Origin of the sequence: Oceanisphaera sp., assembly GCF_048268965.1 — a bacterium.
Taxonomy (GTDB): domain Bacteria; phylum Pseudomonadota; class Gammaproteobacteria; order Enterobacterales; family Aeromonadaceae; genus Oceanimonas.
On sequence record NZ_JBLWUK010000003.1, the window covers coordinates 58671 to 71614 of the forward strand.

Below are 12944 nucleotides of genomic sequence, written 5' to 3' on the forward strand. Positions count from 1 at the left end.
GAGATCCTGACGTGCGTCAGGAAGACGGCGAAAACAGTACCCAATCAACAGTTTTGGGTCTTGCCCCCTTCCCTCTTCACCCTTTCCCCCTCACAAACCAAAAAACACCGCCCTTTGTGGGGGCGGTGTTTTTTGGTTTAGCTGGCCGCCGGGCGCTTGGCGCTCTTTCGCTTCACTCTTTACGCTTCACCCTTCACGGGCGTAGCCCTATATGTAATTAAACAAACTCATGCCTTGTAGCTTGCCGAATACGCTTTGGGTGGCTTGCAGGGCGACCATGGTCTGGTTGAGTTCGCCGACGGCTTGAGCGAAGTCCAGATCTTCCATGCCGCCGCGTACCTTGTCGACCGTGAGCGTCATGTCGGCGTGGGTTTCCCTTTGGTTATCCAGCCGCTGCAGGCGAATGCCGGTGTCGGCACGAATGCGGGTAAAGTGGCCGCCGACGGCGTCCAGCTCGTCGAGAATATCCGCATATTCACTTTGCTCGCTGGCCGTGTTGCCCTCACCGGACAGCCAGTCTTTGGCGCGGTTTAAAATTTCAAACACACCACGCTCACCCGTATCACCGGTATCGTTAGCGTTCAGAATTATCTTGTCTTTGTCTTTAGCCTCGCCGGTCAGGGTGATGCTAAGGCCACCGGCCTCGATGCTTTCGCCAGGTTGATAAGGCTGAGCCGTCAGTGGGTCGCCGTTCTTGTCTAGCAAGGCATTACCTTCACCGTCGGTAACTAGCACTTTAACTTCTCCAGCACTACCGCTAAACGTCAGGGTATAGGGCTGGGCAGTCGCTACATTAGTGGCATCGTTAATTACCGCCTGCTCAACCATTACCCCTTGTTCTCGCACCCCGCCCTCGAGTCCACTGTAATCAACCGTAAAATCCCCTTTGGGGTTGGGCACCTGGCCAAATACCAGCTGGCCATCGTGATTCAGCCCGACTTTTACGTTATCGCTAATGGCCAGCTCGCGCTGGCCAGCGTCGCCCTGGTAGCTGACGCTGCCGTTTGAATCGCGAACGAAGGGCTCGATATCGGTTTGAAAGCCGGCAAAGATATAATCGCCAAACTCATCCCGGCTGTTGGCCAAATCCAGCAGCTCGTCGATTCGGCTGTTCAGCTCGTCGGCCAGGGCCGCTTTTTCCTGAGGGGTGTAGGCGCCGTTATTGGCCTTCAGCATCAGCTCTTTGGCTTGCTGGCTGATGTTTTCGGCGCTGGTGAGAATACTTTCTTCGCGGCGCAGACGATTTTCGCCCAGGTTGATGTTGTTTTGATAGCGGGCGATCTTATTCAGCTCTTGCTTGTAATTGAGTATGCTGTTGGCCGCCACCGGATCGTCGGCGGCGGTTTGCACCCGCACCCCGGACGATAATTTGTCGAGCTGCTGACTGGCCTGGCCGCTTTTATTGGTAATGTGATTCAGGTTGTTTTGATAAAACTGTGAAGTCGATAAACGCACAGCCTCTCCTTAGCGAATTTGCAGCAGTGAGTTAAACAATTCATTGGCCACACTGACGACTCGGCTGGACGCCATATACGCCTGTTGAAAACGCAACAGGTTGGCGGCTTCTTCATCCAGGTTAACACCCGAGATCGACTGCATGCGGTTTTGCGACTGCGTGAGAGCGGCCGTGGCAGACTCGGCTTTTATTTTTTGGCTGTGGGTTTTGCCCCCCACGTTTACCAAAGTCTGATTCAGGCTGCCTTCCAGGGTGTCTTTGCCATCGTTAAGCCATTTCTTTTGCTTGATGTCACCAAAAGCCTGGGCATTGACGTTGTTGCCGGCACCGCTGACGGCGGCAATTTCAAATTGATCCAACTCCTCGGCGTTACCGCTGAATGTGAGTTCCAGATCCTTAAAGGTGAACTTGCCATCGGCATCGGGGACCACCGGCGAGAGTAAGTCGCCGCCTTTGTTATACAGGTTATATTCCAACTCCCCGCTTGTCGCGTTATGTTCCACCTTGAGACGGAGTGGATAATCAGCCTTGCCTACCTCTGTTGCTGCATCGTTATTCAATGTGGTGTTCAACCGGGCGGTGCCGGTGTTGTCCTTGTTGGCCGTGGTCATCAGCTGACTGGAGGCGGCCAGCCCTTCCGGATTTTTCAGGCTCACGGCGAGATCCGCCGCCCCATTACGTGTAGGGCGGATAATCATGTTATCGTTTTTGTTAACTGTGCCGCTTATGCTGATGGAAAAGCCATCAATATTCAGATTACCATCGTCATCGGGTGTCAGCTCACTGCGCTCTCCCGAGTCCAGATTGGTAATGAAGTAATTACTGCCTGTGTAATCCAACCGATATTCGCTGCCGGTTAACTGGCCGGTATCGGTAATGGTCACTTCGCCACTAACGCCGGTATTGGTACTGAAAAACCGACCGGTTTTAGCCTCGGGGGCGTTGATGTCGTTAAAGAGGTTCTCTCCCACTTTGCCGCCAAGATCCACACCCTGATTCTGCACCTTATTAAAGGCATCGGCCAAGCCGATGGCTGTGCGCCCCATGTCGCTCATGGTGGGTGCCAGTACAGTGTCTCTGAACTTGACGGTGGCCCCCAGTTTGCCGCCCAGGTCGCTGGCATTCAGCCTGGTAGAGATTTCAGGCTGATCCGGTGCGCTGATATGCAGTTCGGTTTGTTGCGGATCCGGGTTGCCGGGTTTGGCCTGCAGGCTAAAAGCGCGGCTGCCACTGACCAGGGTATCGCGCCCGGCCAGCATCACGGAGACCACGCCATTGGGCTCGTTAATGGTGGTGATGCCGACTTCTTGCCCCAGCTCGCTAATCAGCTTGTCGCGCCTGTCTAACAAGTCATTGGGCGAGCCATTGGGCCCGGTGTTCATAATGTCCTGGTTGAGTGCCGCTATGCCCGCGGCCAGCTCGGTGACGTGATTGGCGCGGCTGGCGATGTCTTCACTGTTGATCGAGTATTGCTGGTTCAGGTTGCTGTGCATGGCATTAAAGCTGCTGGCCACGTCTTGTGCGTAACCCAGCAGCAACTGACGGTTGCCCAGGTCTGCCGGGTTATCGGTCAGCGTATCGATGGACTGATACAAGGAGTCAAGATTTTGACTGAGTGCCTTGCCCAGGTCGTTCACGCTGCCGTTAAGGAGGTTGAGCTGCTCATACAGGGTGGTGGCACCGGCTTGCTCGGTGCTGTTGGTCAGCACATCTCTAAAGGCGTACTGTTGATAGATACGGGTAACATCACTCACGCGGGTGCCGCTGCCATAAAACTGACCGCCCAGGTTCAGGCCGCCTTCGGTCATTTGCTCTACCCGTTGCCGGTGATAGCCTTCGGTATTCACGTTGGCAATGTTATGACCGGTGGTCGCCAATTGGCTTTGTGCGGCCATTAAACCACTGACACCGGTTTGATACATATCAACAGCCATGTTGCGTCCTTATGCTTGTGCTGCCAAGCGGGTAACAGTATTGAAAATGGAGTTTAATTTGTCGGCATATTTGGGGTCGGTGGCATAACCGGCCTCTTGTAATGCCTTGAAATATTGCCTGGGCGAATCGGTTTGCTGCAAGGCCTCGCCGTAGCGTGGGTTCTGATGCAAAAAGTCCACATAGTCGTTAAAGCTGTCGTTAAACGAAGGGTAAGCCCGAAACGGGGCTTTTACTTTAACGGCGATGCCCTGTTCATATTCCAGGGTATTCACCCATTTTTTTGCGTTGTTCCAACTGTTATCGGCCTTGATGCCAAAAAGATTATGGCTGGAGTCACTATTTTTTGGCCCGATGATCTTTTTACCCCAGCCGGTTTCCAGCGCGGCCTGCGCCAGCATGGCCTCGGGCGGCAAGCCCATGCGTTTTCCGGCAGCCACTGCGGCAGGCATTAAGCGGCGGACGAAGTCTTCTGGCGAGCGAAATGGCTCGCTGGCGTTGTAGGTAACAATGTCCTGGCTATTAGCGGCAGCCTGCAAAGGAGGCCGCGCCGCTTGCTCGGCGGCTTCGTCGTCTGCAGATGCAGTGTCTGCCGCCAACGGCCGCACCACTTTGCCCTGCACCCGGCGCACGTCGGTCAGGTCGAAGTGGCGTGCTTCGGGCTGTGCCACTGCGGCTTGTTCGCCCCCCAGTTGTTTAAACACCAGGTCGGCCAACCCCAGGCTGCCGCGCTTGCTTAATTCTGCCGACATCTGCTGGTCGTGCATGTCCTGGTAATATTCGGTGTAGCGGCTGTTCATGGGACTGTCGGCTTCAAATACCTTGTTGGCGGCACGCATCGACTTGAACAGCTGCTGGGTAAACAGGCTTTCAAACTGACGCGCCGCTTCGTCCAGAGCCTTGCCTCTGTCTTCGGCAAAGCCTTGCTGACGCAGCTTGTCCAGCCCTTGCAGATCGTTGACCAGCAGGCTGTTGTTGTATGAATCGACCGGTTTCATGGGCTACTCCTTTGCTCGTAAAGTGTAAAGAGTGAAGCGTGAGGGGAAAAACACCTTACCTTTCACTTTTCACATGCTTTGGTAGGCCGTGCCATGGTTTTTGGTCGAACACTTTTCACACCAAACATGGACCCTACCAAGCTCCTACCCAACACTAAAGCCGAGACCCTGACGTGCGTCAGGAAGACGGCAAACACCAAACATAAAGACTTTCTTGCCACGGAATCCACTGAACCCACGGAAAAATAGCGATCAAACCTGAAAAAACATTTCATTAGTAAGTAATGGCGCAGATCTGTCAGTCTGCTGGCGCCGGCAAAGACACTGGACCCCCGTCCCCGCCTACGCGAGGATGACGTTCCTTCGCGAGGGTGACGACAAAGGTAAAGCGAGGGTGACAGATCTGCGCCACAGGCCCTGGATTCCCGCCTTCGCGGGAATGACGACAGAGCCACACCTGTTATACGGGATTACTTAGCTGGGCGCCGGGCGCGCTCTTTTTCGCTTCACCCTTCACGTTTCACCCTTCACGCTTTACTCATCACCCTTCACTCATCACTCATCACCCTTCACTCACCATTAAATAACTACCAGTTCGCCTTGTATGGCGCCGGCCTGGCGTAGTGCTTCTAAAATGGCGACCAGGTCGCCGGGGGCGACGCCGACCTGGTTGATGGCGCGCACCAGTTGATCGAGCGTGGTGCCGGTGTCGAGTTTGAACATGCGGCCATCTTGTTGTTCGACGTTGATGTTGCTGTTGGGCACCACTACCGTTTCGCCGCCGGCCAGGGCGTTGGGCTGAGACACCTGCAGGTTTTCCGAAATGGTAATGCTGAGCCCACCGTGGGTGATGGCGGCGGGTTTTAACCGTACCTGCTGGCCAATGACCACGGTGCCGGTGCGTGAGTTGATGATGATTTTGGCGGCCTCGTCGGCGACATCAACCACCAGATTTTCCAGCGTCGACAAATAACTGACCCGCTGGCCGGGGTCGCGCGGTGCATACACCTGCACCGAGGTGGCATCGAGTGCCTGGGCGTTATTGGGGCCCACCAGATCGTTGATGACCTCGGCCATGCGCTTGGCGGTGGTAAAGTCGGAACGATGCAGGTTGAAAGTAATGGTGTCGCCACGGCCAAAGGAGCTTTGTACTTCGCGCTCTACCATGGCCCCGCCCGGAATGCGGCCCACGGTGGGAATGTTGATCATGATGGAAGAGCCATCGGCTCCTTCCGCACCCAGGCCGCCGACGATCAAACTGCCTTGTGCCAGGGCATATACGCGCCCGTCTACCCCTTTCAGAAAGGTTTGCAGCAAGGTGCCACCGCGCAGGCTTTTGGCTTCGCCAATGGCCGACACGGTGACATCTATGGTTTGCCCGGGCTTGGCAAAGGCCGGCAGCTCGGCATGCACCGCCACCGGCGCCACATCGTTCATTTTGGGCCGCAGGTTGTCTGGTACCGTAATACCAAAGTTGTTGAGCATGGTTCTAAAGGTTTGGGCGGCAAATGCGTTGTTACGCTCGCCGGTACCAGGCAAACCCACCACCAGGCCGTAGCCCACCAGCTGGTTGGCGCGCACTCCTGCCACCGAGCTAATGTCTTTAATACGCGCCGCCTGGGCGGGCATGAGTAAGCTCGGTAGTAACATCAGGCTGAGTATGACGGCCAAAAGCTGCTTCATTTATTTCTCCTGAACGAAAATTTGAACCCAAACCTGAAACCAGATCCTGACGTGCGTCAGGAAGACGGCAAAACCACAAACACCGTACCCTGTAGTCCTGCGCTTTAGCTGCAGGTCCTGCGTTAGCAGGATAGTTTTACATCCCGCTGAGGCGGGACTGCCAGCTAAAGCGGCAGACTACAAAACACACTGCCTTTTTAGGTGGCCGCTATTTCTTTCGCTTAGCTTCAAATTTTAAATCGGTCGAATAAATTCGACCCTACAAAGCGCGCCGTTAAAACGGCAGCCAGGGGCTGTTGAAAAATTTGGCCAGCCAGCCGCGGGTTTGGGTGTTGGCAAAGTCGCCGGTGCCGCCGTAATAAATGCGGGCGTTGGCCACTCGGTTGGACTCTACCCGGTTGTCGGATCCAATGTCTTGTGGCCGTATCATGCCGCTAATGCGCACGTATTCTTCGCCGGTATTGAGCATGATCCACTTTTCACCCTGCACCATCAGGTTACCGTTGGCCAACACCTGAGCCACGCTAACGGTAATGCTGCCTTGCAGGCTGTTGCTTTGGTTGGTGTTGGCCTGGCCGTCAAATTCGTTGCTGCTCGACAGCGCAGCCGTAAAGGGGTTACCTGCAATGCTGATGCCACGAGAGCCTATGGTGGGGGCGGCAATGTTCACGTTGGACTCTTTGCCCTGCTGGGTGGTCGCCCGCTTTTGTGCCCGGGTCGACTCGGCCAGATCCACGGTAATAATGTCGCCCACCCGATGGGCTTTAATGTCGGTATACAGGCTGTTGGCGTAATTATCCCGAAAAATGGAACCGTTGGGCTCTAGCTGTTGCTCGCTCATGCTCGGGATCACAGGCGCAAACGCCGGTTCGTCCGGTTTGGGGGTATAGGGGGTGCTGGTGCAGCCCGCCAGGCCGACGGCTGTTAGCACCACCCAAGCTGCTGCGGCCATAGTATTTCGCATCACGCTCATCCTGTTACCGGGTTACAGCTGCTGGTTCACGTAGGCCATCATGTCATCGACCGCCGAGATCACCTTGGAGTTCATCTCGTAAACCCGCTGCGCCTGGATCAGGTTAACCAGCTCTTCGGTGACGTTGACGTTGGAGGTTTCCAGCATGCCCTGTTTAATGGTGCCGTAACCGTCGGCACCGGCAATACCTTGCAGGGCGGCACCGCTGGATTGGGTTTCCAGATACAGGTTTTCGCCTTTGGGCTGCAGGCCGGCGGGGTTGGCAAAGTCGCTGACAATCAGCTGGCCAATAACCTGCGATTCGGCCTGACCGGCCAGTTGCACCGAGACTTCACCATTGGTGCCCACGCTAATGCTCTGGGCATTGTCCGGGATCTGCATTTCGGGCTGCAACGGATAGCCGTTACCCGGGGTCACGATAATGCCTTCTTCATTCAGGGCAAACTGGCCATTACGGGTGTAGCCGGTGGTGCCGTCGGGCAACAGCACCTCGAAAAAGCCACGGCCGTCTATCATCACGTCTAGCGCGTTATCTGTGGTTTGTACGCTGCCCTGGGTAAAGGTTTTTTGCGTGGCCACCACCTTGCTACCGGCACCCAGCATCAGGCCAGACGGCAGGTTGGTGTCGGCGGTGGCGCGGCCACCGGGCTGATGAATATTTTGATAGAGCAGGTCTTCAAAAATAGCGCGACCTTTTTTAAAGCCCACCGTGCTGGCGTTGGCCAGGTTGTTGGAGGTGACCGAAATATTGGTCTGCTGAGCATCCAGGCCGGTTTTACTAATCCATAATGCAGGGTTCATTGTAATCTCCTTTAAATGCGCAGCAGCTGGGCGTGGGCTTTGTCGTTTTCTTCCGCGTGGCTCATCATTTTCAGCTGGGTTTCAAAACGGCGCTGCAAATCAATTAAATGGGTCATTTCGGCAACGGGGTTCACGTTACTGCCTTCCAATGCGCCGGCCAGTAGTTGCACCTGGGCCGAAGGCGCTTCGGCCTGGCCGTCTTTACGACGAAACAGGCCGTCCGGCCCTTTTTCTATGTCGGCATTGTTGGGCAGTACGGTTTTAATGCGCTGCAGCTCGGCGCCGCCATTAACGGGTTCGCCCTCCAGCCTGGCAAAGATGGTGCCGTCTTTATTGATTTCCATTTTCTCCAACGGCAGTGGCAAGAAAATGGGGCCGCCACCGTCGTCCAGTACGTTCAGGCCATTGCTGGTTTGCAGCAAGCCTTCCGGGGACACTTGCAGGCTGCCAAATCGGGTGTAAGCCTCGCCGCCATCTTTGGCCTCTACCGCCAACCAGCCGTCACCGGCCACGGCAACGTCAAGATCCCGACCCGTGGTTTGTATGGGCCCGGAGGCAAAGCTTTGCGCCGGCCGCTCGGTGAGGGCAAACACCCGGGAGGGCAAGCCTTCGCCAAATGCCTGCATGGCCCGCGCCTGTTCCATGTCGGCTTTAAAGCCGGTGGTGTTGGCGTTGGCCAGGTTGTTGGCGCGTACGGCCACGCTGTGCATGTTTTCTTTGGCGCCAGACATGGCGATATAAAGCAGATGGTCCATTTCAGCTCCGTCGACCCGTTGTCGAATAAGTACTGATTAATGCCGACAAACCGGTACAGGTTCCGGAATTGCCTGCTAATTGCTTAAATACACTGCAAGATTAATGCCATTAAATGAGCGTAAGGGGTGAAGCGAAAAGAGTGAAGGGTAAAAACTAAAGAATGCCTGACGCTGGGCGCAGGGTGTGCTATTTCACAAACCAACTCACCGCTCTTTACGGGAGCGGTGTGCTGGTTTGGTGCCTGGTGTTGAAGTTACCCTTAACGCTTCACCCTTTACGATCTTGATTAGCGTATCTGCAAGATAGTCTGCTGCAGGGTGCTGTTCACTTCCAGTGCTCGGGAATTGGCCTGAAAGTTACGCTGGGCGGTGATCAGGTCCACCAGCTCTGTGGTCAGGTTGGTGTTGGACTGCTCCAACTTGGACGCATCAATTTTACCCAGGGTGCCGCTATTGGGCTGTCCGGCAACGGCTTCACCGGACAATAACGAGGCGCGCCATTGGGTATCGCTGACTTGCGTCAACCCCTGGTCGTTAGGGAAGCGCGCCAGGGCAATAATACCCAGCTTTTCATTGGTGCCATTACTGTAGGTCGCCACCACGTTACCGTCGGGCCCAACGTCTACTTTGGTCAAGCGGCCAACCGTGGCGCCGTCTTGCGATAAGCGGCTGACCTCAAACGGAGCTGCGAACTGGGTAATGTTGCTAAAATTAATTTTTATCGTTTGTTCTTTATCTGAGCCATTGTCAAAGCCTAAAGGCTCTGTTGTCGTAGTTGGCGATTCCCCTTCTATTAAGCCATTTTCATTAAAGTTAAAACCCAATGGCGTAGCCAAGGCATCTTTACCATCAACGTAGGCATGCATCTGCCATCGGTTAGCTATTATCTCACCGGTACCAGCATCAGTCGTATCGGGAATTTTAACGAAGTACTTGGTCAAGGTGTGCGGCTCACCCAGTGAGTCGTAAATGGTCACCGAGGTGGATGAACTATAGGTTGCGGAGTCAGTCGCATCAAACTGAGTGGGGTCGAGTGCCTTCGTTTTTGACGGCAGGTTCATATCACCACTGGTCGTATCGGTTTTTTTAGGCACGCCTGCCCGCTCTGGTATTTGCAGGGGGGTAGTGGCATTCAAAGACAGGGATATGGGGCTGCCGTCCTGGTTTACATCAAATTTTTGCAGGTAGTTACCCTGAGAGTTCACCACAAAGCCCTGGTCGTTCAAGCGAAAGGCGCCCGCCCGGGTAAAGGTTCTGTCCAGCGTTGCCGCCTCATTGGACATCACAAAAAAACCATTGCCGTTAATGGCCATATCCAGAGAGTTGTTGGTGGTTAAACGGCCACCCTGGTGAAACTGCTGGGCGACGGATGCCGTTTGCACCCCGTTACCCACCTGGGTTTTGGCATTGGCAAATATGGAGTTGGCGTATACATCGGCAAACTCGGCGCGCGATTCTTTAAAGCCAATGGTATTCACGTTGGCAATGTTGTTGGCGGTTACATCAAGATCTTTCTGGGCCGCATTCACACCGCTCAGGGCAATATTAAAAGACATTATTGTTCTCCTTACGCTGGTTTACGGCCAGCAATTTCAAGTACTTGACTTAAGGGTATCGCCCCGAGTCCAGCAAGGTTGACCAGGGTGGGGTTTTCTCCACTCCCCAGTGTCACGCTGTTTACCTGCGCAAACATTAACGGGTTCAAGTCTTCCCGTTTATTTCCCACTAACGCGTTAACTTTAAACTTGTATTTCCCGACTGGTGCCGGTTCCCCCTGAGCATTTAAACCATCCCAACTAAAAGGGGTGTTACCACGCTGAGGGCCATCCAGGGTGATCTCTCTGATTAACTGGCCTTTTTCATCTTCCACCCGCACCTTGACGTTTTGGGCGCCCTCGCCTACTGCAATTACGCCCGTTACCGCCTCGTTTTGATCCCAGTACGCCAGGTCACTGGGTAACAAGACGTCCTGCCCCACCAGGCTGGATGCCTGCAAGGCCTGGTTGGAGGTCATTACCGCGTTTAAACCAGAGAGTTGTTCACTCATTTGGTTAATGCCTTCAGAAGTGGCGAATGATGTCATTTGCGAGACCATTTGCGCATTATCTGCCGGTTTGAATGGATCCTGATAAGCCAGCTGCTGGGTTAATAAAGAGAAAAAGTCCTCTTGCTCTAACTTGGCTTTATTATTTTGCTCTGCTTTTTCTGCCGGGCTGACGTCGCCAGACCATTTGAGACCGTTTAAATAATCACCGTTTATTTGCATGGCTTGTTACCCCTTACCCAGGCGCAGTGTTTGCTGCAACATCTGCTTGGCGGCATCGGCGACCTGTACGTTGGTCTGGTAGTTGCGAGAGGCACTCAGCATGTCGGTCATTTCTTCCACCACATTCACGTTGGGCTTGTAAATAAAGCCGTCTTTATCTGCCATGGGGTGGTCGGGGTGAAATTCTTTTAACAGCGGCTTGTCGGTTTCGACTATGCCCATGACCTTGACGCCGACGCTTTCTTGACGATCCGACAGGGCCTGGCTTAAATCGGCGGCAAATACCGGCTTGCGCGCGCGGTAGGTTTCGTTAATGCTGGAGCTGACACTGTCGGCGTTGGCCAGGTTGCTGGCGGTGGTATTCAGCCGCACCGACTGAGCGCTCATGGCACTGCCGGAAATATCAAACACCTTAAATAGGCTCACATTGAATCTCCTTTAATTGCTTTTAGCAGCCCGCTGATTTTGCCATTTAAAAACTCCAGCGAAGCCTGGTACTGCAAGGCGTTTTCCATATAGCTGTTACGCTCGGTTTGTACATCGACCGTATTGCCATCTCCGGTATCGGGCTGGTTAGGCACCCGAAACTGCACGGTACCCGGGGGAGACAGATTAACGGCAAAATGCTGCTGATTGGTACGGCTGAGTGAAAAGCCCTGGCTGTTGTTTTGTGCCTGGCTTAATGCCGCCTGAAAATCCATGTCTTTGGCTTTGTATCCCGGCGTATCCGCATTGGCCAGGTTACTGGCCAGCACTTCGGCACGGCCAGAGCGAGTAACCAGGGCGTGTTGATGAATACCAAAGGCTTTGTCGAAAGAAATCGTCACCCAGCACCTCTTGCGTTATGTTGGCGCGATAGGAAGCAAGATGCCCTATCGCTATTGATGGCCGCAAACACCTGCCCGCCATGCAAAATTATCTGTTAAACCCATGCAGGTACTCATGCAAGGCTTATGCCAAACGCAAGACCGATACCAAACAGCACAAGGGCACCAGCCCCCTCACTCTTTATTCTCTCTCCTTTGCGAGCAGAGTAGCCTCCGGCTTTAGAAAATTACTCAGCACTGCTGCCGCATGCCGTTTGTTCTGCCGGGGCGGCAACCATTTGCCGCCCCGGCAAGGCTTCACACCGCCCTACCCTGCGACCAGATCGTTGATAAGTTCTGGCTTATGCCATATTAAAAGCCGTTTTATGGCATGCTTTATGCGTGTTTTTTGATAATGTGTGATGATGTGCGTTTTTGTGCCAGCTCGTGTTCTTTTGGGGTAGTCATGTTTAAGCTGTTTTTTGGGTTCTGTCGGTACAATCCGCCCTATCGCCGGTCGGCAAAGGGTGGCCGCGTTATTGTAGGGTTGTTGCTTTGCACCTTTTTAGGCTCGGCACAGGCACAAGATTACGGTCAAGTCTCGGTACATGACGAGATCCGGCGCTATGCCGAAGACTACGTGCGTGACCTGGTGCCGGTGCAGCCAAGCGATAAACTGGAGGTCAAGGCGGCCAGCATAGATACCCGCCTGGCCCTCACAGAATGTCTGGGCAAGCTGACGGCCGATATTCGTGGCGCCGGTGAAGTTAAACGCAACACGCACGTTTACTTGCAGTGCCACGAAAGCCCAGGCTGGGAGCTGTTTGTGCCGGTGCGGGTAAGAGTACTCAAGCCCGTGGTTACGGCCCGTGACCCCATTGCGCGCAACACCTTGCTGCAGGCTCAGCATTTAAGCGTTGATTACCAGGATGAAGTCTTGTTGCGGGGCGATATTTTCAGCAACCCCAGCGAGCTGGTAGGCTCACGCAGCAAACGCGACTTGCGCCCGGGACAACCGATACGCAGCAGTCAACTTTGCGTCGTGTGCAAAGGCGACAGGGTCAGTATTTTGGCGCAAAGCGGCGGACTCATGCTAAAAACCGATGGTATAGCCGAGGAAGATGGCGCCTTTAATGACAGCATTCAGGTCAGCAATCTTAACTCCGGCCGTAAAATCAGTGCGCGCATCGTGGCTGCCGGACAAGTGCGGGTGAAGTTGTAAATTCTGCTAAAGTTATTACGAACGAGGTCGATACCCCTTCTACGCAGCAGTA

Annotated in this window: 12 protein-coding genes; 1 reads left to right on the plus strand and 11 read right to left on the minus strand. The window is 54.4% G+C overall.

The features are described from left to right. Window positions 1–207: 207 nt before the first annotated feature. The 11 genes from flgL to flgB form a co-directional block, all read right to left on the minus strand. On the minus strand, window positions 208–1455 hold the full coding sequence (flgL, locus tag ACN0VL_RS02800) for a flagellar hook-associated protein FlgL (protein WP_417614603.1): 1248 nt from the start codon (window positions 1453–1455) through the stop codon (window positions 208–210). A gap of 9 nt (window positions 1456–1464) precedes the next feature. Beyond that, window positions 1465–3390, minus strand: a complete 1926-nt coding sequence (gene flgK / locus ACN0VL_RS02805) for a flagellar hook-associated protein FlgK (RefSeq protein WP_417614604.1) — start codon at window positions 3388–3390, stop codon at window positions 1465–1467. 9 nt (window positions 3391–3399) lie between these two features. Then, a complete protein-coding gene (gene flgJ / locus ACN0VL_RS02810; protein WP_417614605.1) occupies window positions 3400–4386 on the minus strand; it encodes a flagellar assembly peptidoglycan hydrolase FlgJ in 987 nt (328 codons plus the stop codon). A gap of 579 nt (window positions 4387–4965) precedes the next feature. Beyond that, window positions 4966–6069: a flagellar basal body P-ring protein FlgI gene (locus tag ACN0VL_RS02815; RefSeq protein WP_417614606.1), complete on the minus strand. Its 1104-nt coding sequence runs from the start codon at window positions 6067–6069 to the stop codon at window positions 4966–4968. Between the two features lie 274 nt (window positions 6070–6343). Continuing rightward, window positions 6344–7033, minus strand: coding sequence for a flagellar basal body L-ring protein FlgH (gene flgH, locus ACN0VL_RS02820; protein WP_417614607.1), 690 nt, complete (start codon window positions 7031–7033; stop codon window positions 6344–6346). Between the two features lie 21 nt (window positions 7034–7054). Beyond that, on the minus strand, window positions 7055–7843 hold the full coding sequence (flgG, locus tag ACN0VL_RS02825; protein WP_417614608.1) for a flagellar basal-body rod protein FlgG: 789 nt from the start codon (window positions 7841–7843) through the stop codon (window positions 7055–7057). 11 nt (window positions 7844–7854) lie between these two features. After that, a complete protein-coding gene (gene flgF / locus ACN0VL_RS02830; RefSeq protein WP_417614609.1) occupies window positions 7855–8598 on the minus strand; it encodes a flagellar basal-body rod protein FlgF in 744 nt (247 codons plus the stop codon). Between the two features lie 287 nt (window positions 8599–8885). Next, on the minus strand, window positions 8886–10154 hold the full coding sequence (gene flgE, locus ACN0VL_RS02835) for a flagellar hook protein FlgE (protein ID WP_417614610.1): 1269 nt from the start codon (window positions 10152–10154) through the stop codon (window positions 8886–8888). A gap of 11 nt (window positions 10155–10165) precedes the next feature. Then, window positions 10166–10864 carry a flagellar hook assembly protein FlgD gene (locus ACN0VL_RS02840; RefSeq protein ID WP_417614611.1) on the minus strand — a complete coding sequence of 233 codons (699 nt, stop codon included), beginning with the start codon at window positions 10862–10864 and terminating at the stop codon, window positions 10166–10168. A 6-nt stretch (window positions 10865–10870) separates the two neighbouring features. After that, window positions 10871–11290, minus strand: a complete 420-nt coding sequence (gene flgC, locus ACN0VL_RS02845; RefSeq protein WP_417614612.1) for a flagellar basal body rod protein FlgC — start codon at window positions 11288–11290, stop codon at window positions 10871–10873. After that, a complete protein-coding gene (gene flgB / locus ACN0VL_RS02850) occupies window positions 11287–11691 on the minus strand; it encodes a flagellar basal body rod protein FlgB (protein ID WP_417614613.1) in 405 nt (134 codons plus the stop codon). Before flgB ends, flgC begins: the two co-directional genes overlap by 4 nt. A gap of 445 nt (window positions 11692–12136) precedes the next feature. Here flgB and flgA point away from each other — a divergent pair, with 445 nt between their 5' ends. Then, the gene (gene flgA / locus ACN0VL_RS02855) at window positions 12137–12892 is read left to right on the plus strand and encodes a flagellar basal body P-ring formation chaperone FlgA (protein ID WP_417614614.1); all 756 of its coding nucleotides are present in this window, start codon (window positions 12137–12139) and stop codon (window positions 12890–12892) included. The last annotated feature ends 52 nt before the right edge of the window (window positions 12893–12944 follow it).